General features: G+C 64.4%; 20 protein-coding genes. 9 read left to right on the top strand and 11 right to left on the bottom strand.

Annotated features, from left to right (window positions below):
• Window positions 1-34: 34 nt before the first annotated feature.
• Genes CO664_RS21425 through CO664_RS21400 form a run of 6 tightly spaced genes read left to right on the top strand, consistent with a single transcriptional unit; the run spans window position 35 to window position 6064 of the window.
• The gene (locus CO664_RS21425) at window positions 35-913 is read left to right on the top strand and encodes a branched-chain amino acid ABC transporter permease (RefSeq protein ID WP_097526930.1); all 879 of its coding nucleotides are present in this window, start codon (window positions 35-37) and stop codon (window positions 911-913) included.
• The gene (locus CO664_RS21420; protein ID WP_097526931.1) at window positions 910-1881 is read left to right on the top strand and encodes a branched-chain amino acid ABC transporter permease; all 972 of its coding nucleotides are present in this window, start codon (window positions 910-912) and stop codon (window positions 1879-1881) included. The genes CO664_RS21425 and CO664_RS21420 overlap by 4 nt, the downstream gene beginning before the upstream one ends.
• Entirely contained in the window at window positions 1878-2621 is a 744-nt protein-coding gene (locus CO664_RS21415) for an ABC transporter ATP-binding protein (protein ID WP_095678101.1), read from the top strand. The genes CO664_RS21420 and CO664_RS21415 overlap by 4 nt, the downstream gene beginning before the upstream one ends.
• Window positions 2622-2624: 3 nt before the next feature.
• On the top strand, window positions 2625-3344 hold the full coding sequence (locus CO664_RS21410; protein WP_037421287.1) for an ABC transporter ATP-binding protein: 720 nt from the start codon (window positions 2625-2627) through the stop codon (window positions 3342-3344).
• Complete coding sequence (locus tag CO664_RS21405; RefSeq protein ID WP_037421290.1) at window positions 3345-4178, top strand: shikimate dehydrogenase; 834 nt, start codon at window positions 3345-3347, stop codon at window positions 4176-4178. It begins immediately after the preceding gene.
• Window positions 4175-6064 carry a sugar phosphate isomerase/epimerase and 4-hydroxyphenylpyruvate domain-containing protein gene (locus CO664_RS21400; RefSeq protein ID WP_097539837.1) on the top strand — a complete coding sequence of 630 codons (1890 nt, stop codon included), beginning with the start codon at window positions 4175-4177 and terminating at the stop codon, window positions 6062-6064. The genes CO664_RS21405 and CO664_RS21400 overlap by 4 nt, the downstream gene beginning before the upstream one ends.
• A gap of 37 nt (window positions 6065-6101) precedes the next feature.
• On the opposite strand, the gene CO664_RS21395 is transcribed toward CO664_RS21400, so the two are convergent.
• The 4 genes from CO664_RS21395 to CO664_RS21380 all read right to left on the bottom strand — a co-directional run bounded on the left by CO664_RS21395 (window position 6102) and on the right by CO664_RS21380 (window position 12183).
• Entirely contained in the window at window positions 6102-6752 is a 651-nt protein-coding gene (locus CO664_RS21395; protein ID WP_097539836.1) for a response regulator transcription factor, read from the bottom strand.
• A 43-nt stretch (window positions 6753-6795) separates the two neighbouring features.
• Window positions 6796-10326 carry a PAS domain-containing hybrid sensor histidine kinase/response regulator gene (locus CO664_RS21390; protein WP_097539835.1) on the bottom strand — a complete coding sequence of 1177 codons (3531 nt, stop codon included), beginning with the start codon at window positions 10324-10326 and terminating at the stop codon, window positions 6796-6798.
• A 182-nt stretch (window positions 10327-10508) separates the two neighbouring features.
• A complete protein-coding gene (locus tag CO664_RS21385) occupies window positions 10509-12017 on the bottom strand; it encodes a sodium:solute symporter family protein (protein WP_097539834.1) in 1509 nt (502 codons plus the stop codon).
• On the bottom strand, window positions 12007-12183 hold the full coding sequence (locus CO664_RS21380) for a DUF3311 domain-containing protein (protein WP_037381825.1): 177 nt from the start codon (window positions 12181-12183) through the stop codon (window positions 12007-12009). The genes CO664_RS21385 and CO664_RS21380 overlap by 11 nt, the downstream gene beginning before the upstream one ends.
• Before the next feature lie 292 nt (window positions 12184-12475).
• Between CO664_RS21380 and CO664_RS21375 the strand changes: the two genes are divergently transcribed.
• Window positions 12476-12916 carry a DUF2000 domain-containing protein gene (locus CO664_RS21375; protein WP_097526936.1) on the top strand — a complete coding sequence of 147 codons (441 nt, stop codon included), beginning with the start codon at window positions 12476-12478 and terminating at the stop codon, window positions 12914-12916.
• 120 nt (window positions 12917-13036) lie between these two features.
• Here the strand turns inward: CO664_RS21375 and CO664_RS21370 are convergent, their stop codons facing one another.
• Window positions 13037-13849 carry an AraC family transcriptional regulator gene (locus tag CO664_RS21370; RefSeq protein ID WP_097526937.1) on the bottom strand — a complete coding sequence of 271 codons (813 nt, stop codon included), beginning with the start codon at window positions 13847-13849 and terminating at the stop codon, window positions 13037-13039.
• Between the two features lie 340 nt (window positions 13850-14189).
• Here CO664_RS21370 and CO664_RS21365 point away from each other — a divergent pair, with 340 nt between their 5' ends.
• Window positions 14190-14546: an SPW repeat protein gene (locus tag CO664_RS21365; RefSeq protein WP_037381884.1), complete on the top strand. Its 357-nt coding sequence runs from the start codon at window positions 14190-14192 to the stop codon at window positions 14544-14546.
• A 124-nt stretch (window positions 14547-14670) separates the two neighbouring features.
• Here the strand turns inward: CO664_RS21365 and CO664_RS21360 are convergent, their stop codons facing one another.
• From CO664_RS21360 to CO664_RS21335, 6 genes are all read right to left on the bottom strand, one after another.
• The gene (locus CO664_RS21360) at window positions 14671-15759 is read right to left on the bottom strand and encodes a Gfo/Idh/MocA family oxidoreductase (protein WP_176536637.1); all 1089 of its coding nucleotides are present in this window, start codon (window positions 15757-15759) and stop codon (window positions 14671-14673) included.
• An 11-nt stretch (window positions 15760-15770) separates the two neighbouring features.
• A complete protein-coding gene (locus CO664_RS21355; RefSeq protein ID WP_097539832.1) occupies window positions 15771-16556 on the bottom strand; it encodes a ThuA domain-containing protein in 786 nt (261 codons plus the stop codon).
• A 145-nt stretch (window positions 16557-16701) separates the two neighbouring features.
• Window positions 16702-17727, bottom strand: a complete 1026-nt coding sequence (locus CO664_RS21350) for an ABC transporter ATP-binding protein (RefSeq protein WP_097539831.1) — start codon at window positions 17725-17727, stop codon at window positions 16702-16704.
• 67 nt (window positions 17728-17794) lie between these two features.
• A complete protein-coding gene (locus tag CO664_RS21345; RefSeq protein WP_097539830.1) occupies window positions 17795-18625 on the bottom strand; it encodes a carbohydrate ABC transporter permease in 831 nt (276 codons plus the stop codon).
• Window positions 18625-19611, bottom strand: coding sequence for a sugar ABC transporter permease (locus CO664_RS21340; protein WP_097539829.1), 987 nt, complete (start codon window positions 19609-19611; stop codon window positions 18625-18627). The genes CO664_RS21345 and CO664_RS21340 overlap by 1 nt, the downstream gene beginning before the upstream one ends.
• A gap of 239 nt (window positions 19612-19850) precedes the next feature.
• Window positions 19851-21113 (bottom strand): ABC transporter substrate-binding protein, encoded by a 1263-nt coding sequence (locus tag CO664_RS21335; protein WP_097539828.1) that lies wholly within the window; start codon window positions 21111-21113, stop codon window positions 19851-19853.
• A 362-nt stretch (window positions 21114-21475) separates the two neighbouring features.
• On the opposite strand from CO664_RS21335, the gene CO664_RS21330 reads away from it, so the two are divergent.
• Window positions 21476-22507 carry a substrate-binding domain-containing protein gene (locus CO664_RS21330; protein WP_037421333.1) on the top strand — a complete coding sequence of 344 codons (1032 nt, stop codon included), beginning with the start codon at window positions 21476-21478 and terminating at the stop codon, window positions 22505-22507.
• Window positions 22508-22529 lie beyond the last annotated feature (22 nt).

The raw sequence follows: 22529 nt of genomic DNA, 5'->3' as shown, positions 1-22529 counted from the left end.
GGGCCTGAAGCCCCCTTTCTTGGGGACATCTTCCATGAATACGTTTTTCCAGTTGTTCGTCTCCGGACTGGCAACGGGGTCGATCTATGCGCTCGCGGCGATCGGCTTCACCCTGCTCTGGCAGGCGTCGCAGACGATCAATTTCGCCCAGGGCGAGTTCATCATGCTGCCCGCCTTCTTCGTTCTGGCCGGAACACAGTTCCTCGGTCTGAGCTTTCCGGTGGCGATGGCGATCGCGGTGGTGCTCTCGCTGCTGCTGCTCGGCCTCGGTTTCAAGCGCATCATCATCGATCCGCTGCTGCCGCACGGCGTCCTACCGATCGTCATCGCCACGATCGCCCTCGGCATCCTGATGAAGGAAGGCGTCAAGCAGTTCTACACGGCCGAGGCGCTGCCGTTCCCGGCCCTGTTCTCCGACCGCACCCTCAACGTGCTGGGCGCCGCCATCTCGGTGCAGGACATAGCCGTTCTGCTGATCGCGCTCGGCGCCGTAGCGCTGCTGCAGCTCTTCCTGAACGGCACGAAGATCGGCCGCTGCATGCAGGCGACCGCGCAGAATCCGAACGTGGCCGAAATCCTCGGCGTGCCGGTGCGCCGTATGATCCTCTACACGTTCCTGATCAATGCCGGCCTCGCTTTTCTCGCCTCCATCCTGATCTCGCCGATCTACCTGGCGAAGTTCTCGAACGGCGAGACGCTCGGCCTGATCGCCTTCATCGCGGCGATCGTCGGCGGCTTCAACCAGATCCGCGGCGCGCTGGCCGGCGGTCTCCTGCTCGGCGTTATCGACAATCTCTCGGCAGCCTACGTTTCCGCGTCGTATCGCTCCGCGGTGCCGCTGATCCTGCTCATCATCATCATTCTCGTGCGGCCGCAGGGCCTGCTCGGAAAGGCGGAAGGACGCACCGTATGAGCAAGCACATTCTCGCTACACTGGTCGCGGGTCTCGCGATCCTGATCCTGCTCCCCTTCACGCAGTCGAATTACGGCGTGTTCGTGCTGTGCTCATGGCTGGTCTATTCGATCTCCGCCATGGGGCTCAACCTGACGCTCGGCTATGCCGGCCAGGTGTCGCTCGCCCAGGCCTCCTTCATGGGCATCGGCGCCTACACGACGGCGCTCATGACCATGGCGGGCGTGCCGTGGCCGGCGGCAATGATCGCCGCGATGGTTCTCTGCTTCGTCATCGGATTTCTGCTCGGCTACCCGGCGCTCCGCGTCCAGCATCACTTCCTGGCCTTCATCACGCTCGCCTTCAACGCGCTGGTGGTGCTGATGCTGCGCAACGAGGAATGGCTGACCGGCGGCACGTATGGCATTGTGGGCATCCCGCGGCCGGAACTCTTCGGCTTGCAGACGCAGAAGCCGCTCGCCTTCTATTTCTTCGTGCTGGCGCTGTTCGTGCTGATGGCTGTCGCCCTCTACGCCATCATCCGTTCGCCCTGGGGCCGCGCCTTCAAGGCGCTCCGGGAAAATCCGATCCGCGCCAACAGCCTCGGCGTCGACATCCGTAAGACGACGCTGCTCGCCTTCGCCATTGGCTCTTCCTATGGCGGGCTTGCCGGCAGCCTGCTGGCCCAGCTCACCCAGTTCATCGATCCGCATTCCTTCGGCCTGACCATCTCGCTCAAGGTCCTGCTGATGGTCATCGTCGGCGGCGCCGGCTTCTTCTTCGGCCCGATACTGGGCGCGCTGCTGATCGTTCTGGCGCCGGAATTCCTGCGCTTCACCGAGGGATATTACCTGATGATCTATGCCACGCTGGTCATCGTGCTGATGGTCTTCTGCCCGACCGGCCTGCTCGGCCTCGTCGAGCGTGGCCGCACGGCGCTGAAGCTCAGGCAGAACCCCAATGCCACGACCTGGGAGGCAGGACGATGACGCCGGTCCTTTCCGTACGCAATGTCAGCAAATCCTTCGGCGGACTCAGGGCGGTGGACAATGTCTCCTTCGATGTCCACCAGGGTGAGATCCTGGGCCTGATCGGCCCGAACGGCAGCGGCAAGTCGACGCTCTTCAACTGCGTCCTCGGGCAGCTGCCGGCCTCGACTGGCACCGTGCTGGTCGACGGCAAGGAGGTCGCGGGCAAGCGCCCCTGCGATCTCAACAAGCTCGGCGTCGGCCGCACCTTCCAGATGCTGCAGGTCTTCCCCGAGATGACCGTGCTCGACAACATCATTTTGGCCGGTCAGGAGCACAAAGGCACGATGCTGTCGCGTCTCTTCGGCAAACCGGATGCGGGCCTCACCGAAGAGGCCCTGCGGATGATCGACTTCTTCCGGCTCGGGCACCAGACCCACGAGAAGGCGGGATCGCTTTCCTACGGCCAGCAGAAGCTGCTCGACGCCGCGATGGCCTTCATGGCGGGACCGAAGCTGGTGATGCTCGACGAGCCGGCCGGCGGCGTCAACCTCACCATGCTCGCCGACCTCAAGGAGCGGCTGAAGGCCTTCAACCAGGAACGCGGCGCCACCTTCGTGGTCATCGAGCACAACATGGAATTCGTGATGTCGCTCTGCACGCGCATCATCGTTCTGGCGAACGGCAGGATCATTGCCGAAGGCGACCCGGAGACGGTGCGCAACGATCCCACCGTCATCGAAGCCTATCTCGGAGGTTGAGCCATGCTGGAACTCAAGCAGGTCTATGGCGGCTACGGCAAAATGACGATCCTGAACGGCACGTCCTTCAAGATCGACAAGGGCACGATCACCACGGTGATCGGCCCGAACGGGGCAGGCAAGTCGACGGTCTTCAAGGCGATCTTCGGGCTCCTGAAAATCCGTTCGGGAAACGTGATCCTCAACGGCGAGGACGTGACCTCGCTGGCGCCGGCGAAGATGCTCGGCAAGGGCGTCACCTATGTGCCGCAGGGCCGCAACCTCTTCCCGATGCTCTCGGTGCGCCACAATCTCGAGATCGGCGGCATCTCCTCCGGCGATCAGGCGAAGATCGCCAAGCGCATCGACGAGGTGATGGAGCAGTTCCCGATCCTCAAGGAGAAGGCGAAGGAACAGGCGATCACCCTTTCGGGCGGTCAGCAGAAGCAGCTCGAGATCGCGCGCGCCTTGCTGCTCGATCCGTCGCTGATCCTCATCGACGAACCGTCTATCGGCCTTTCGCCGCAGATGATCAACGAGACCTTCCGCACGCTGATCCGGCTGCGCGACCAGGGCGTCACCATTCTGATGGTCGAGCAGAACGCCAAGGCGGCGCTCGCCATGTCCGATTTCGGCCTGGTGCTCGAACAGGGCCGCAGCCGGATGTACGACAGGGCCGACAAGCTGCTTGCCGATCCGCGCGTCGGCCAGCTCTTCCTCGGTGCCCATCTCGAGGAGGCATGAATGCAGCCCGTCCCGGAGATCACCGGAAAGACCGTCTTCATTCCGCTCATCGGTCATCCGGTCGAGCAGGTGAAATCGCCGGGACCGGTGAACGCGTGGTTCTCCGACAATGATGTCGGGGCCGTCCTCATCCCGGTGGATATCTTCCCCGAGAAGGTGGCGGCGTTCCTCGATGCCATTCGAGGAACACCCAATTGCCCCGGCGTTTCGGTGACGATGCCGCACAAGCAGGCGGCATGTGCCGGGGTCGACGACCTGACGGATCGCGCTCGCCGGGCCGGTGCCGTCAACATCATCCGCCGAAGGCCGGACGGCACGCTCCTCGGTGACATGGTCGACGGCGACGCCATGGTGGCGGCGCTCGCCAAGAACGGCGTGACCGTCACGGGCAAGACCGCCTTGGTCGTCGGTGCCGGCGGCGCCGGAACGGCGATCATCTATGCGCTTGCCGAGGCGGGTGCGGCGACCATCGTCGTCATCGAACGTGACCGGGCGAAGGCGGACCGCCTGACCGGCCAGTTGCGCCGCGACTATCCTGAGCTTCACGCCCATGACGTTCTGCCGGACGGCATCGATGTCGACATCGCCGTCAATGCCTCGCCGGCCGGCATGAATCCTGCCGACCCCTATCCCTTTCCGCTGGAGCGGCTGACAAGGGCGGAAATCATCGCCGACGCGGTGACGAAGCCGCCGGTGACACCCTGGCTCGAGGAAGCCCGGCGCCGCGGCATCGCCATCCAGGCCGGCGCCGAGATGACGCTCGCGCAGCTGCCGACGCAGATCGCCTTCTGGGGCCTCGACAAGGGCGATCGCGACGAAGGTGAGCGGCGATGAAGACTTCGATCGCAACGGTTTCGATCAGCGGCGCGTTGCCGGACAAGCTCGCGGCGATCGCCGCCGCCGGCTTCGACGGCGTGGAAATCTTCGAGAACGACTTCCTCGCCTTCGACGGCAGCCCTGCGGATGTCGGGCGGATGGTGCGCGACCATGGTCTCGAAATCACGCTTTTCCAGCCGTTCCGCGACTTCGAGGGCATGCCGGAGCCGCACCGCAGCCGCACCTTCGACCGGGCCGAGCGCAAGTTCGACGTCATGCAGCAGCTCGGTACCGACCTCCTGCTGGTCTGCTCCAACGCCTCGCCGATCTCGCTCGGCGGCATCGATCGGGCGGCGGCCGATTTTCGCGAGCTCGGCGAGCGCGCCGCCAGGCGCGGATTGAAGGTGGGCTTCGAGGCCCTCGCCTGGGGCCGGCACATCAATGACCATCGCGATGCCTGGGAGATCGTCCGGCGCGCCGATCATCCTAATATCGGCCTCATCCTCGACAGCTTCCACACGCTGTCGCGCAGGATCGAGGTCAACTCGATCCGCTCGATCCCGAAGGAGAAGATCTTCATCGTCCAGCTGGCCGACGCACCGCTGATCGACATGGACCTGCTCTATTGGAGCCGGCACTTCCGCAACATGCCCGGCGAAGGCGACCTGCCGGTGGCCGAGTTCACCCGGGCGATCGCCGAAACCGGCTATGACGGCTACTTCTCGCTGGAAATCTTCAACGACCAGTTCCGCGGCGGCGCGGCCAAGCCGCTCGCCGCCGACGGACATCGCTCACTGATCTATCTCGGTGACCAGGTGCGGCGGCATCCGAACGGCGGCTCTCTCACCGTGGCGCCGATGCCGGAGCGTGCGCCGGTCCAGCGGGTCGGCTTCGTCGAGTTCACGGCCGCCCCCGAGGACGCCGCCGAGCTGACCGCCATCCTAAGGACGCTGGGCTTCCGCAAGGCAGCCGGCCACCGCTCGAAAAAAGTCGACCTCTACCAACAGGGCGACATCCGTGTTCTGGTCAATACCGACGAGAGCGGATTTGCGAGCTCCTCCTATGCCGTTCACGGCAGCTCCGCCTATGCCGTCGCACTTGTCGTCGACGACGCGACACAAGCCATGAAGCGGGCGCTGGCGCTCGATGCCGAGCCCTTCAGCCAGCCGGTCGCCGCCGGGGAAGTCGAGCTGCCCGCGATCCGCGGCGTCGGCGGCGGGCTCCTCTATCTGCTCGACGACAAGAGCGATCTCGGCCGCATCTGGGACATCGACTTCGAGCCGTCCGACGAGGGTGGCGAGGTGGAAGAGGCCGGGCTCCGCTGCGTCGACCATATCGCCCAGACGGTCGCCTACGAGGAAATGCCGAGCTGGCTGCTGTTCTATACGTCGATCTTTGCGGCCGGGAAGACGCCGATGGTCGATATCATCGACCCGGCCGGGGTGGTGCGCAGCCAGGTGGTCGAAAATGCCACCGGGTCGTTGCGCCTGACGCTCAACGGTGCGGAGAACCGCCGGACGCTCGCCGGCCACTTCATCGCCGAGACTTTCGGCTCCGGCATCCAGCATCTCGCCTTCCACACCGACGACATTTTCGCAACCGCGGCCGCACTCCGCCGCAACGGCTTCCGCCCGCTGCAGATTTCGCCCAACTACTACGACGACGTCGAGGCGCGCTTCGGCCTCGAGCCGGCTTTGACGGAGCGGCTGCGGGCTGCGAACATCCTCTACGACCGCGACGAGCACGGCGAATACTTCCAGCTCTACAGCCCCACCTACGGGGAAGGCTTCTTCTTCGAGATCGTCGAGCGGCGCGGCTATCGCGGCTATGGCGCCGCCAACGCCATCTTCCGCATCGCCGCGCTGAAGAAGCACCTCAGGCCGGAAGGATTGCCGAAACTGTAGAGGTTGGAGGATTTAGTCCAACACGGCTGAGAACGGCCTAACCCGCATCGCGGGGGCTCGCCGACAGCAACCGTTCGCACAGCACCGCCGCCTGGGTGCGGCTGACGACGCCGAGCTTCTTGAGGATCGCCGAAACGTGCACTTTGACGGTCTGCTCGGCAATGTCCATCTCGCCGGCGATCTGCTTGTTGAGCTTGCCTTCGATGACCTTCGTCAGGATGCGCAATTGCTGCGACGACAGCGAAGCGAGGCGGGCGCTCATTGCCGCATCCGGATCGGAGGCTTCGCTGTCGAAACGCGGCGGCGTCCAGATTTCGCCCTCGAGAATGGCGCGTATCGCACTCGCCATCTCCGGCAGGTCCAGCGACTTCGGAATATAGCCGGAAGCGCCGAAGGTGATCGCCTTGCGGATCGTCGCCGCATCCTGCCGGGCCGAGACGATCGCCACCGGCAGGGTCGGGTAATGCGCATGCAGCAGGAACAGGCCAGCAAACCCGTCCGTGCCGGGCATGCTCAGGTCGAGCAGCACGAGGTCCACCTCCTGCCGATCGCCCGCCAGCACCTCCAGGACCTCGTCGACCGAGCGGCAGGCGATCAGATCGAGATCCGGCAGCACCGCGACGAGAGCGCTGCGCAGAGCTGCCTGGACCATCGGATGGTCATCCGCGATGACGATGCGCGTGCTCATGGTCTTCCTCCCCCTTTAAAGTTCTACAGCGACCTTTGCGTTTCTAATGAGACGCGCCGCGCTGCAGCCCGGCGCCCTTTTCGAGGGCGACGGCATCCAGATATCGTCTCAAGGCCGCCGGCTTCACCGGCTTCGCCATGACTTCGCAGCCGAGCGCCTTCGCCTCGGCGCCGACCGCCTCGCCGCGGTCCGCGGTGATCACCAGGCCCCTGACCTCCCGGCCCCAGTGTTTGCGCAGCCGGCCGAGCACCTCGACGCCGGTCGTGCCGTCGAGATGATAATCGACGAGCGCCAGATCTGGCACTTGCCCGTTGCAATTGGCAAGCGCCGTCCTCTCGTCGCTGGCCACAATCGGCCTATGTCCCCAGCGCGATAGCAAGGCGGCGAGGCCATCCCGTATCGCCCCGTCATTGTCGACGCAGAGCACAGACAGCGCGCGCTGGCTCGCCGCCGAGGCCGCCGGAGTCTTTTCCGCAGCCGCGACCGCGGCACCTGCCGCCGCGCGGGGCACGGTGACGGCGAAGCAGGTTCCCTGGCCGGGCCGCGAGCGCATCTCCAGCGGAAGGTCGAGCAGCCGGCAGATGCGCTCGACGATCGCCAGGCCGAGGCCGCTCCCCTTCTCCCGCTCCTCGCCCGTATCGAGCCGGCGAAACTCCTCGAAAATCTCCTTCTGCCGCTCCGGCGCGATGCCGATGCCGGTGTCGCGGACCTCGATCCTCAGGCCATCCTTCCGCCGCCGGCATCCCAGCAGAACCTTTCCCTTGGGCGTGTAGCGGATGGCGTTCGAGAGCAGGTTCTGCAGCACGCGACGCAGGAGCTGCGGGTCGGTCCGGACCGAAAGCCTCGAGGCCACGACCTTCAGCGTCAATCCGCGCTGGCGCGCCATGGCGGAGAATTCCAGCTCGAGCTGTGCCAGGAGCGAGCCGATGGAAAAATCGACCGGCTGTGCCCGCACCGCACCGGAATCGTAGGACGAAATGTCGAGCAGCTCGTCGAGCAGACGCTCCGTCGAGGAAAGTGCCGCCGCCGCGTTCCTCGCAAGCGCCCGCTCCTCGGTCAGCAGGCCCTTTCCCGCTTCGTCGGGTTTCAGGCTTTCGTCGAGCGCCGCCAGATAGAGCCGCGCCGCGTTCAGCGGCTGCAGCAGATCGTGGCTTGCCGCGGCCAGAAAGCGCGTCTTGCCCATATTGGCCCGCTCGGCCTCGGCCTTGGCCTGCTCGAGCGCCTGGGTGCGCTCCTGGACGCGCCGCTCCAGCTCCTCGTTGGCGCGCCGCAGGCCGGCCGCGGCCCGGTGCCGCTCGGTCACGTCGGTATAGGTCGAGATATAGCCGCCCTCGGCCATCCGGTCATAAGCAATCTCCAGCACCATCCCGTCCGGCCGCTGGCGCTCGTAGACATAGGGCCAGGATTGCGTCGCGAGATCCCGGTTGACGAGCAGCGCCTTGAGGTCCTCGGCGTCGTATTCGCCGCGCTCGCGGTTGAAGTCGACGAGTTCGGCGAGCGGCAGGCCGACGCGGATCAGGTCCCTCGGCAGGTCGAGCAGGGTCAGGAAGCGGGCGTTCCACGCCTCGATGGCGAGGTTCGCGTCGAAAACACAGATCCCCTGCGGCACGCTTTCGAGCGCGCCTTGCAGGAGCTTCCGGTTGAAATGCAGCGCCTGCGACGCCTCGTCGAGCATCACCACGGCGGCCTTGCGTGACAGCGAGCGGCTTTCGAGCGCCGCGGCCATCACCACGCGAGCCGAGGCCGCACCGAGCGCCCCGGCGATCAGGTTCTCGGTGAAACGCATCGCCTCCATGTCGGCGAGCCCGTCCTGCCGCGAGCGGCGCTGTTCGACGAAGTCGTCGAAGGCGGATGCGCTGCGCTCGGCTCCGACGAAACGCGCCGCAAGCGTCTTCAGGTCGTCGAGCCGCGTGACGAGCGGCAGGGAGGCAAGCGGCGGCGACTGCGCCGGCACTCCCTCGGCAAAGGCCTCCGCCTGGAGCCGCTCGAGCGGCGAGCGATCCGCCAGCAGCGACACGGCTGCAAAGACGGCGAGATTGGCGCCGAGGCTCCAGAGCGTCGCATGCGAAATCGGATCCAGGCCGGCAACGCCGAAGAGCGCTTGCGGCTTCAGCCAGGCGAACCCGAACGGCCCGTTGGCGACGAGGGCGTCGACGGCGGGGACGAGCGGCGCGATCGAGGGAACGAGCAGCGTGTAGATCCAGAGGGCGAAGCCGACGACGATGCCGGCCACCGCTCCCGCTCCCTTGGCGCGCCGCCACAGCAGGCCGCCCAGGAGGGCCGGGCCGAACTGGGCGATCGCCACGAAGGAGAGCAGCCCGATGACAGTCAGCGGATAGGCCTGGTCCACCAGACGGTTCATCATGTAAGCGAGCAGCAGGATGCCTGCGACGGAGACCCGCCGCACCAGAAGCAACGCCGCAGGCGACGGCCAGATCGCGCCGCTGCGGCCGACGAGGCGCGAGCGCAGGAGAAGCGGGACGATGACGTCGTTGCAGAGCATCGTGCTCAGTGCCACCGAGGCGACGATCACCATGCCGGTCGCCGCCGAGAAGCCGCCGAGAAAGGCGACCAGCGCCATCACGGGCGCATCGGCGGCGAGCGGCAGCGAGATCACGAAGGTGTCGGGGTTCACCGTATCGGCGAAGGTCGCGAGCCCGGCAATGGCGATCGGCACCATCAGCACGCTGAAGACGAGGAGATAGGCGGGGTAGAGCCAGGCGGCGGCGCGCGCCTGCGACAGCGACTGGTTCTCGACCACCGCGACATGGAACATGTGCGGCAGGCAGAGGAAGGAGATCGCCGCGATGATGGTGTTCGAGATCCAGGTCGGATCGGAAAAGTCCGGCGCCAGCAGGGACGCCATGCGCGGATCAGCCTGCGTGCGGGCGGCGAGGTCGCCGAGACCGTCGAACATCCCGAAGACGATGAACAGCGCGACGACGACGAAGGCGGAAAGCTTGACCAGGCTCTCGAAGGCGATCGCCGCCATCAGCCCGCGGTGATGCTCGCTCGCATGGATGTGCCTGACGCCGAACATGATGGCGAAGAGCGCCATCGACGCGGCGACGGCAAAGGTGCTGTCGCCGCGGATCGGCCGGGCGCCGTCCGCAGCGACGGCCGGCGAGGTCAGGATGTCGAAGCTGGTGCCGACCGCCTTCAGCTGCAGCGCGATATAGGGCAGGACGGCAAGCAGCGCCGCCATGGTGACGAGCGCGGCAAGCATCTGGCTCTTGCCGTAGCGGGCGGCGATGAAGTCGGCGATCGAGGTGATGTTCTGGCTTTTGGCGACCGTGACGATCCTGGCGATAAGCCGCTGCCCAAAGACGAGCACCAGGGTCGGGCCGATATAGATCGCCAGGTAGTCGAAGCCGCTCAAGGCCCGGCCGACCGAGCCGTAGAAGCTCCAGGAAGTATTGTAGACGGCAAGCGTCAGTGCGTAGCCGAGCGCCGCCATCCACGCGGTGGGCACCGACAAACGGCGGCCTGCACCTTGCCGATCCGTCCACCAGGCGATCAGGAACAGGATGACGACATAGGCTGTGGAAACGGAGAGGACGACCCAACCGGGCATGGCACCTCGCTGCCCAACTGCAGCAATTTCAAAGTGCTATAGCGACCTTGCAAATCTCGTCGGACGCGGCGCCGTAGCAGCGGCATTTCCAGGAGGCCGCCATCGGTTCATTGCCATATCGGCCGGCGAATGGCAACGCGCGCGGCGCGGAGGGCCGGCCTGAGGCGGCCGGCCCTCTGAACTTAGCTGCGCGATTCCGCCTCGGCGACAGTCAGGTCATCGTCGGCGATCTCTTTGGCCGGCGCCACGAGGTTGACGACCACCGCCACGGTGACGTTGAGCGCCAGCGCCAGCAGGCCGGTATAGACCGAGACGGTGATGCCGTCGAAGGCGAGCGCGTGCAGCGGTTTCAGTCCGTCCGACCAGACGAGAGCCGAGCCGCCGATGAAGCCGGCCGCCCAGCCGGCGAGCAGCGCCGGTGCCCGGAACCAGCGGGTATAGAGACCGAAGACGAGGGCCGGCAGCGTCTGCAGGATCCACAGGCCGCCGAGCAGCTGCAGGTCGAGCGCGAACTGGGTCGGCAGCATGAGGATGGCGAGTAGCGCCCCCACCTTGACCAGCATCGAGGTGATCTTGGCGACCTGCGCCTCGCCGGCGGGGGTGACCTCAGGGTTGATCCAGACCTTCCAGAAGTTGCGGGTGAAGAGGTTCGCAGCGCCGATGCTCATGACCGCCGCCGGAACGAGCGCGCCGATGGCGATCGCCGAGAAGGCGAAGCCCGCGAACCAGCCCGGGAACAGCGTCTTGAACAGCGTCGGGACGACGTCGTTGTTGCTTTCGAGCTGCAGGCCGGCGGCGTGGCCCATGTAGCCGAGCAAAGCCAGAAGACCGAGCAGCAGCGTATAGGCGGGCAAAAGCACCGCATTCTTGCGGATCGTGTTGGCGCCGGACGAGGCGAAAATGCCGGTCAGCGTATGCGGATACATGAAGGCGGCGAGCGCCGAGCCGAGAGCGAGCGTCACATAGGGGACGAGCTGCGCCGGATCGAGCAGGATGCCGCCCTTGCCCTTCGCCTCGAAGGCAGCGTCGGCCGCCGAGAAGACGGCGCTGTAGCCGCCGAGCTTGGAGGGGACGACGATGATCGCCGCGAGCACCACGATATAGATCATGATGTCCTTTACGAAGGCGATCAGGGCCGGCGCGCGAAGGCCGGACGAATAGGTGTAGAGGGCCAGCACCAGGAAGGCGAGGATAATCGGCATTTCGCCGGTCAAGCCCAGTGCCTTGATCGCCACTTCCATGCCGATAAGTTGCAGGGCGATGTAAGGCATCGTCGCGATCACGCCGGTGGAGGCGACCGCAAGCTCCAAAGCACGCGAGCCGTAGGTGCCGCGCACCACGTCCCCGGCGGTCACATAGCCGCGCTCCTTTGCCGCCTTCCACAAGAGCGGCATGATGGCGAAGACCAGCGGATAGACGATGATCGTGTAAGGCAGCGCGAAGAAGCCGTAGGCGCCGATCGCATAGACCAGCGCCGGCACGGCGATGACCGTATAGGCCGTGTAGAAATCGCCGCCGACCAGAAACCAGGTGATCCAGGTACCGAACTTGCGGCCGCCGAGGCCCCATTCGTCCAGATGATCGAGCGATTCCGCCCGGCGCCAGCGCGATGCGAAAAAGCCCATCGCAGTGACGAGCACGAAGAAGAAGATGAAGACGGCGAGCGCCGACATGTCGATATTAGCCGTCATGACGCACGCTCCTGTAGACGAAATATGTGATGAGCGAGGTCAGCGGTACCCAGGCGAGCTGGTACCAGTAGAAGAAGGGGAAGCCGAAGAGCTTCGGCTCCTCGAAATTATAGAAGGGAACCCAGAGCAGCCCAATATAGGGCGCCAGCAGCAACAGGCGTATCACGTTTTCCTCCCGCGATGTCTGGACTTGAACGGGATGAGGAAAATATGCGCGGCTCTCCGCCCGCCTCCCGCTCTTGACTGATCGATGGCACGTGATCCTCGGCACGTGTGCTCATCGAATAGCCCCAAAAGCCGCGCCGCGGCCTCCCTACTTTCGCTCCGGCGTCCCCCTACTTTCGCTCATTCCCTGACCATTCCCTGACCGCAGAGCGGAGCCAGGGCAATTTCTTTCAATAACGCCGGCCGGCCGGTGCTTACCTTCCGGGCGTCTGAACCCACGCTTGAGGAAACCCGTGACACGCTGCGCATTCGTCATCGACCACGGCTTGCCGCGAGGCCTGATCGCCAACACCGCCGCCGTGCTAGCCATGACTCTCGGCAAGGAGCGCCCGGATCTGGTCGGCCATCCAGTTCACGACGCGGACGGCAATCGTCATCAAGGCATCACCACTATCGTCATGCCCATGCTGATGTCGGATGCCGCCGGGCTGATGGAACTGAAGCTGCGGGCTGCGGCGCGGGAAGCATCCGGGCTCAGCGTGATCGGCGTCACCGAGTCGGCGCAGCGCGCCAAGAGCTACGAGGCCTACGAGCTCGGTATCGGCGAGACGCGGCATGACGATCTGCGCTATCTCGGCCTTTGTCTCCATGGCCCCGCCAAGCTGGTCCGCTCGCTGACCGGCGACCTGCCGCTGATGAAAGAGGCACCCATGTCGCTGGCACTCTTTCGATGAGTTCCTTCACCTTTGCCGCATCGCACCTTGGAGGAACGGTCAACATCGACGGCCTCACCACCGGCCTGCGCCGCAGCTTCCGTGCCAGCATGAGTCACGCGGCCGCCGCAACGGTCGATTTCACGGGGCAGGCCTTGCATATTGGCGCGGCGTCGCCGCCACATGCCGCTTGAACACCCGCTGGAAATGGGCCTGATCGGCAAAACCGGCCGAGAGCGCCACATCAACGATCGGCCGGCCGCGACGCAGCTCGCTTTGCCCGAACTGGATGCGGCGGTTCAGCTGGTAGGCGTGCGGCGTCAAGCCGTAGCGCGCCCGGAAGGCCCGCACCAGATAGGAGGGCGACAACCCCGAGACGTCGGCGATCTCATGGAGCCGCAGGCGGCGCGTGCAATACTCGGTGATGAAATCCGCGGCCCGGTTGAGGCTGGGCGCGGCCGGCGCAGCCGGCGCCTCGATCCTTTCGAGGCGACGGTCGAGTTCGCCGAAGAAGGCGGCCGCCGCGCATTCCTTGGCAAGCGACTCGATTTTCGTGTCGAACAGCATGTCGAACAATCGCTCGAGGCGGCGATAGAGATTGGGATCTGCGCTCACCACGGCGGCATAGGGTCTGAAGTCGGCCGCGTCTTGCATCTCATGCAACCACGCCAGATCCACGTAGAGCATGCGGTAGCTCCAGGGGACGTTTTGAAGCGGATTGCAGGCATGCGCCTCTTCCGGGTTCATCAGCACGACTGAACCGGCCGACACGTCGTGCCGGTGGCGGCCGTTGCGGTAGCTGCTGCGGCCGCCGGTGACCGTGCCGATCGAAAAGGTCGGGTGGCTGTGAAGCCCGTAGCAGACGTCGCGCCCGTCGGCGACCTGGCGCCCCTCAAGAAAGGGGAGCGCCGGATCGCGCCAGAAGGAGTGGGCGTCGACGGGGCGGTGAGCCATGCGGGCCTCGCAAAAACTGTTTCGGTCGCCACTGTCATAGGACGGTTTGCCGACCGAAACAAATGCCGCTGGAACGATGAATCGCAGGCCAGGACCGGCAGTGCCGGGACCGAAAGCAACCTCGGCGCGGCCGCCTTACGGCGCTCCGCGCAGATCATGCGCAACGGGAATAATCTGCAAAAACCGCTAATTGCAGGATTTCTTGAATTCGGTACGATTTCAGGATAAAATTACGCCAGCAATTCAAGGCGTTACGGCAACCGTGCAAACGGCCTGCGCTGGGACGTGTGTTGCACGAGAGTGGTGACGCTTTGATCAAGCTTCATACGTGGAGGTTGTCATGCCCAACACTCTCATGGCAGGAAGAAGAAGCCAGGATTGGGCCAATCTGGTCCTGGCAGTCTGCCTGTTCCTCTCTCCCTGGGTCATCGGCTTCGCCTCGGATACGACGGCGACCTGGAACGCCTGGATCGCCGCGATCGTGCTCGGCGCCCTGGCGGTCGCGACCCTTTCGGCCTTCGCCGAGTGGGAGGAATGGGCCAATATGGTGATCGGCCTGTGGTTGATCGTTTCTCCCTGGTTGCTCGGCTTCATGGCGAATGTGAACGCGATGTGGACTCACGTCATCCTCGGCGTGCTCGTCGCGGCAATCGCCGCCTGGGCGGTCTGGGATTATCGTCACCATTCGCACGCCTGAAACGCGACGGCTTCGGTTCAAACCGAAGCCGTCATCGTTTCAATGGAGCGGCGTTCCTGTGAACGCCGATCGCGATGCCTGTCTCCCGCCTTTGGAATGACCTGAAGGCGGGAGCAGTTTTGTGTCACCCGCCGACGGCGAGCCGCCCGTCCTGGACCCATTCCATCTCGGCGACGCCGAGTTCCCGCCGTTCGCGCTCGGTTTCGATCGCCAGATCAAGCACCTTCTGCAGGTCGGCGGCATGGCGGAAGCCGGGCTCGGCCATCTGCCCCGTCCGAACCGCGGCGACGAAACGCTCATAATTGGTCGGCACCGTCCCCGCATCGACCTCGCGCCAGATGGCCTTTTCGACGTCGGCACCGAGGCACGCCCGCAGGCTCGAGCCGTCCGGCGTGTGGATCACCTCCAGCGCACCTCTGTCGCCATGCAGCCTCAGCCGCAGCTCGTTCAAGTGTCCGGTCGCCCAGCGGCTCGCATGGATGACGCCCATGGCGCCGCTGTCGAACTCCACCGTCATCGCGAAACTGTCATTGGCATCGAGGTCATATTCGCCGATGCGGTTGCCGGGTGCCTTGTCGAAGGCCTTCAGTCGGGCGAACACCCGCTCGACCGAAATCCCGGCGCCGTAGCCGGCGAAATCCAGAATGTGGATGCCGACGTCGCCGAGCACGCCGTTCGAGCCGTGCTTGGTCGAGAGCCGCCACAGCCATTTCGATTCGCTTGCCCAGTCGCCCCACGCCTTCGAGACCAGCCAACTCTGCAGGTAGGAGGCCTCCAGATGCCTGACTTCGCCGATCGCGCCGGAAAGCACCAGTTCGCGCGCCTTCTGCAGCGGCGCCACATTGCGGTAGGTGAGGTTGACCATGGCGACGAGACCGGAGCGTTCCGCCGCCGCGGCCATTTCCGCGGCCTTCTCGTAATTCTCCGCCAGCGGTTTCTCGCAAAGCACGTGCTTGCCGGCGGCAATCAGCGCCAGCGTTGTCGGATGGTGCGCCTTATCTGGCGTGACATTCGTCGCGGCGTCGAACTCACCCCAAGCGATCGCCTCCTCCAGCGATGTGAAGGTGTGCTCGATGCCGTGCTGCTCGGCAAAGGCCTTGGCGCGGTTCGGGTCGACATCGACGGCGCCGACCATCTCGACGCCGTCTATCTTGGCGAAGGCGTTTGCATGGCTGTTCGCCATGCCGCCGGTTCCAACGATCAAGAGACGCATAGGCCCCCTCCTCATCTGTAACCGGCTTCGCCGGCGCGGTGCAACTTCGGGCCGCGCTCGACGATTGGCTCCAGCGCCTTTTCCACCGGCACGTTCGGCGCCTCGTGGATCGCCTTGTAGGTGCCTTGCGGGTTGTAGGCCCATTTCACCGAATTGCGCAACACGTGCTGAACCGTCTCATCATGATAGGTCGGGTAGGTCTCGTGACCTGGGCGGAAATAGAAGATACTGCCGGCGCCGCGCCGCCAGGTCAGCCCCGAGCGGAACACCTCGCCGCCGGCGAACCAGGAGATGAACACCGTCTCCAGCGGCTCTGGCACGGAGAACTGCTCGCCATACATCTCCTCGTGCTCGATGACGAAATTGTCGCCGAGGCCTTCGGCAATCGGATGGCGCGGGTTGACCACCCAAACGCGCTCGCGCTCGCCCGCTTCGCGCCATTTCAGCGCGCAGGGCGTGCCCATCAGCCGCTTGAAGACCTTCGAGAAATGACCGGAATGCAGCACGATCAGCCCCATCCCCTCCCAGACCCGCTTGGCGACCCGATCGACGATCCTGTCGTCGACGGCGCCGTGATCCTTGTGGCCCCACCACAGAAGCACGTCGGCCGATGCCAGCCGCTCTTCGCTCAGCCCGTGCTCCGGCTCCTGCAGCGTCGCCGTCGTCGCCTTGATCGCCGGATCGCTGTTGAGCGCCTTAGCGATCGTGTTGTGCATGCCGTCCGGATAGATTTCCCTGACGACGGCATTCGTCTGCTCATGGATGTTCTCACCCCATACAATGGCGTTGATAGACAAGGTCGTTCTCCTGCTGGTTGGGGCATCCGCCGCGGGTGCCCGCTGTCCGTGAATTGAATCAGTCGACCGAGGTCGGGCTGGGATTTCGCCCTACCGGGTCTAACGTCTGGCTTTTGGAAATGATCCGAAATCGATGCGATCTAAATCAGGCGGCACCTCGCATGATCTGCCGGCCGATCGACCGCCCCGCCGCATCGAAGCGGTGGATCTGTCCGGCCTGCGGCGAGATCGGCAGCGTCTCCCCGGGCTGATGCCGGGACGTGCCGTTCTCGCGGACGATCACCGGTTCGCCGGTGCCGATGTCGAGATAGATATAGCTGTCCGATCCGAGCATTTCGGAGTGGACGACGGTTCCTGTCCATTGCCCGTCCTCGGCGATCTCAAGGTGCTCGGCCCGAATGCCGATCGTCGCAGCCTGGTAGAGCTCGGCAAAGGCGCCCGAGAGGAAGTTCATCTTCGGCGAGCCGATGAAGCCGGCGACAAACACCGAGTTCGGGTTTTCATAAAGCTCGAGCGGCGTGCCGATCTGCTCGACGCGCCCGTCGCGCATCACGCAGATGCGATCGGCGAGCGTCATCGCCTCGACCTGGTCGTGGGTGACATAGATCATCGTCGTCTTGTGCATGCTGCGATGTAGCTTGGCGATCTCGATGCGGGTCGCAACCCGCAGAGCCGCATCGAGGTTGGAAAGCGGCTCGTCGAACAGGAAGACCTTCGGATCGCGCACGATCGCCCGGCCAATGGCGACGCGCTGCCGCTGGCCGCCGGAGAGCTGGCGCGGCAGGCGCTGGAGGTAGGGGGCGAGCTGAAGCATCTCCGCCGCCGCCTCAACCCGCTTTCGGCACTGCTCCTTGTCCTTGCCGGCAAGCTGCATGCCGAAGGCCATGTTCTCGAAGACCGTCATGTGCGGATAGAGCGCATAGGACTGGAACACCATGGCGATGCCGCGTTTCGACGGGACGAGATGATTGACCACCTTCCCGTCGAAGGCGAGTGTGCCGGAGGTGATCTCCTCCAGACCGGCGATCAATCTTAGCAGAGTCGATTTCCCGCAGCCGGAAGGGCCGACGAAAACCATGAACTCCCCTGCCCTTATGTCCATGCTGACGCCCTTGATCACCTCATAGGCGCCGAAGGCCTTGCGAATGTTGCGCAATTGCAGCTCTGCCATCTCTCTTAACTCCCTAAATCACGCGGGATGCGGGCGGAAAACCGCGCACACTTTTCCTCATCCCGCGCTAGCCTTTGACGCCACCGGCCGTCAGGCCGGAAATGATCCGCCGCTGGAAGATCAGCACCAGCACCACGAGCGGTACCGTGACGATCACCGATGCGGCCATGATGTTGCCCCAGGGGATTTCGAAGTTGCTGCTGCCCGAAAGCAGCGCGATCGCTACCGGCACGGTGCGCTGCACGTCCGACGAAGTAAACGTCAGGGCGAACAGGAATTCGTTCCAGGCGGCGATGAAGGCGAGCAGGCCGGTGGTGACCAAGGCTGGCCACATTAGCGGCATGAACACCCGCGTGATGATCACCCAGGGCGAAGCGCCGTCGACGATCGCCGCCTCCTCGATCTCCACCGGCAGGTCGCGCATGAAGGTGGTCAGCACCCAGACGGTGAAGGGCAGGGTGAAGATCATGTAGGAAAAGATCAGCGCCAGCGGCGTGTTGAAGATGCCGATGCCACGGATGAGCTCGAAGAGACCGGCAAGAACGGCGATCTGCGGGAACATCGACACCGACAGAATGGTCAAGAGCAGCAGCCACCGGCCGCGGAAGCGCACCCGGCCGAGCGCGTAAGCGGCGGTGACCGCGAACAGCAGCGAGATGGCGACGACCAAGGTCGCGACGAGCAGCGAATTCCCGAGATTGCGGATGAAACTGCCGCTCGAGATGACGCTGGTGTAATTCGCCAGCGACAGTTCGCTCGGCCAGTAATCGACGCGGAACAGGGCGGTGCCGGATTTGAGGCTGGTCAGGATCGCGTAATAGAAGGGAAAGACTGCGATCAGGATGATCGTGGCGACGAGCAGGTAGAATGCGGTGCGCTTTGCGAGCGTGGCGGTCATCAGCGTTCCCCTCCATCGAAATTGACGCGCCCGAACCACATATAGAGGACGGTGATTGAGGCGATGATCAAAAACAGCATCGTCGAGGCGGCCGCCCCATAGGCGAACTTGTCGAAGTCGAAGAGGTTCTCGCGGGCGAGCACCGACATGGTCTTGGTCTGCGCATTGTTGGGCGTCAGGACATAGATCAGGTCGAAGATGCGCAGCGCGTCGAGCATGCGGAAGATCACCGCCACCATCAGCGCCGGCCGGATAAGCGGCAATGTTATCCGCCAGAAGACACGGAACGGATGCACCCCGTCGATCTTCGCCGCCTCATATATGTCGATCGGCACCATCTGCAGGCCGGCGAGGATCAGCAGTGCCATGAACGGCGTCGTCTTCCAGACGTCGACGATGAGCACCGCCACCATCGCGGTGTCGGGACTGGCGGTCCAGGCGATCTTCTGGCTGATCAGGCCGAGCCCGAGCAATATCTCGTTCAGGATGCCGAACTGGTCGTTGAGCATCCAGGCCCACATCTTGGCCGAGACGATCGTCGGGATCGCCCAGGGAATGAGGATCGCCGCGCGAACGAGGCCGCGGCCGGGGAAATGGGCGTTCAGCACCAGCGCCACGACGAGCCCCAGCGCCGTCTCGATGCTGACCGAGACGACGGTGAATTTCAGCGTGTTCCAGACCGCGTTCCACCAGGCCGGATCGGCGAGCAGGCCCTTGTAGATTGTGCGGCCGCTCTTCAGCGTGATCCAGGAAAGATAGTTCTGCAGGCCGACGAACTCGGCGCCGGAAAGGTTGGTCAGCGACGCATTGGTGAAGCTGAAATAGATGGTCCTGACGAGCGGCCAGCCGGCGACCAGCGCCAAGACCAGGAGCGTCGGCGCCAGGAACACCCAGGCGGAGCGGACCCGCTGGGCCTTCAGGTCCGACTTGATATGTCTCGCATGCGCAAGCGCGGCCGGCGGGTCCGCGACAGTGAGATCGGTCATGGATTGGCTCCCCTTTGCCGTTCGGCTTTCGCCAGAGCATTTTGCAGTCAGGTGAAGTCACCCGACCTCGCACAAATGCGGCAAAAACAGACAGATAGAGCGGCGGCGCGATTTTAGGTGAGCGCATCTCGCTCCAGGTTCTAAGGGGATGGCGGCCGGAGTGGCCGCCATCCCCGGCGACGGCTGCAAGGCGGGGAGAGAGGTACAGAGTTTTACAGTGCCTCCCCGCCCGGGGAGGTTTACCAGCTGTCGCCTTTGAGCTCGGTCAGCTCTACCTCCAAGAGTTCGAGATTTTCGGCGGCGGTTCCGTCGCCGGAGAGCGTGTTGTGGACGGCGCTCCAGAGCTTCGAGGACACCTCGTTATACTTGACCTTGGTCACTGCGGAGGGACGCGGCACGGCGCTCTGGAAGATCGGCTTCCAGTTCGGCATGAAGGGCTGGGTGGCGGCAATTTCCGGATCGTCGTAAAGGGCGGCGATCGTCGGCAGCTGTGACAGCTGGAGCGCCCGCGCCTTCTGCACTTCCTTGGACGAGAGGAACTTGACGAGCTCGATCGCGGCTTGCTGCTCGTCGGAATATTTCGACACCGCGAGGTTCCAGCCGCCAAGCGTCGAGGAGGGCTTTTCGCCATCGGTCGCGGTCGGCAGCGGCATGACGTCGAACTTGCCCTTGACGGCACTGTCATCGCCGTTGCCGAGCGCATAGGCATAGGGCCAGTTGCGCATGAAGACGGCATTGCCGGTCTGCCAGACGCCGCGCGACTCTTCTTCCTGATAGGCAAGCACGCCCTCAGGCGAGATCGTGCCGATCCATGCCTTGGCGCGCTCGATGGCCGCGGCCGCCTTCTCGTTGTTGACGGAAATCGTCCCGTCGGGCTCGACGATCTGGCCGCCGCCGGAGGACTTGATCCATTCGAGCGCATTGCAGGTCAGCCCCTCATAGGCGTTGCCCTGGAATACGAAGCCCCAGATGTCCGCCTTTCCGGCGGCACGCTCCTTCTCCTGGATCTCCTTGGCGGTCGACGCCAATTCGTCCCAGGTCTTCGGCGGCGCCTTGCCGTATTGCTCCAGCAGATCCTTGCGGTAGTAGAGCGCCGGCGCGTCGGTGAAAATCGGCAGCGCCACCAGCTTGCCGTTGACGGTCTGCGACTGGATGATCGACGGGAAATGTTCACCGGCGACGTCTTTCGCGGCCTTGGTCAGATCGACGAATTGATCGGCGAGCTGCGGCGCCCAGATGAAGTCCGTCTGATAGACGTCGACATCCTTGTTCCCGGCGGCCAGCCACAGCCGGTACTGGCTGAACTGCTCGCTGCTCGATGGCGGCATGGTGACGAGACTGACCTTGTGGCCGGTCTTCTTCTCGAAGGCGTCGAGCTGCTCGCGCATGAAATTCACGTTCTTGCCGGTGGTGTTGGCAGCGAGCGAGAGCTCGGCGGCGGCGGCAAGATCAGCGGCGCCGAGAGCGGCGCAGAAAGTCAAGGTCCTCAGAAGCAGTGTCATGGTCGATGGCTCCTCCAAATCCCCCACCGCTCGAAAGCTCCTCAGCAAATTCGAAAACGGTTTGGCTGGAAAAAACTGTCAGAAGGCCAGATTGTTGTCAATACGCCGCTGCACATACCGGCATTCGCCAGATGCGAAGGAACTTAACGCCGTTGTTTCAGCGCCTTACGCTGTTTACAACTCCTCTTTGAAAATCCTGCCCCGAAAATTTATCGGTCGTGCAACACGCACAATTTTAAAACGATTTGGCTAAATGTCACGCCATCGGGTGGGCAAGTACGAGGAGCGCCGATCGGTTGTCCCTGGTGTAAAAGGCGTATATTCCTCATCGAGGCAAAGGGGTTAAGGAATAGATCGGCCGCATGAAGCTCAAGGAGTTCGCCCGCCAACTGGGGCTTTCGCCGACGACGGTCAGCCGCGCGCTCAGCGGCTATCCGGAGGTCAGCGAGAAGACCCGTAAACGCGTCGCGGAAGAGGCCGTGCGGCTCGGCTATCGCCCGAATATCAACGCTGTGCGCCTGGTTACTGGACGCGCCGGGGCGATCGGCGTCGTCATGGGCCGCACAGGGGAATTTCAGTTTGCCGAATTCATGAGCGGTATGGCCGAGAGGCTCGACGGAGAGGACATCGACATTCTCGTCAGCCCGACGGCGGACCGGGGTTTGACCGACGAGATTCCGCTCTTCAGCCGGCTCGTCACCAGCGGCCGGGTTGATGCGGTGATCGTCCATTCGCCGGAGCCGAACGACGAGCGCATCGCCTTTCTTCGTGAGCTCGGCTTTCCTTTCCTGGTGCACGGCCGCTCCGAGACTGACGTGCCGCACGCGTGGCTCGACATCGACAACGAAGGTGCGATCCGGCGGGCGACATCGCATCTCATCGATCTCGGTCACCGGCGCATCGCGATGATCAATGGCCGTGCCGGCCGAACCTTTTCCCTGCACCGCGACAAGGGCTATCGCGACGCCCTCGAGGAGCGGGGCCTTCCCTTCGATCCGCGCCTCGTCGCCCACGGCCATTTCACCGACGAACTCGGCTTCCGCTTCGCCCGGTCCTTTCTCGAGCAATCGCCGCGGCCGACGGCATTCGTCGCCGGCTCGATGATGACGGCACTTGGGATCTACCGCGCCGTGCGTTCCCGCGGGCTGGTCGTCGGACGGGACATATCGGTGATCGCCCATGACGACGTCTTTCCCTATCTGACGGCCGACAACATGGTGCCGTCGCTGTCGGCGACCCGCTCCTCGATCCGCGCGGCTGGGGCACGAGCGGCGGACCTCGTGCTGCAACTCCTCGGCGGGCGGACGGCGGAAGAGATCCATGAGCTCTGGCCCGTCGAACTCATCCTGCGCGAGTCGACCGCTCCGCCGCCGCAGACCGAACCACGCTCCTGACTGCAGCTCGAATGGACGGAGT

It is taken from the genome of Sinorhizobium sp. NG07B, from assembly GCF_002532005.1.
GTDB lineage: Bacteria > Pseudomonadota > Alphaproteobacteria > Rhizobiales > Rhizobiaceae > Sinorhizobium > Sinorhizobium fredii_C.
Note: the sequence above shows the minus strand (reverse complement) of the source record. Positions and strands in the feature narration are given on the sequence as shown.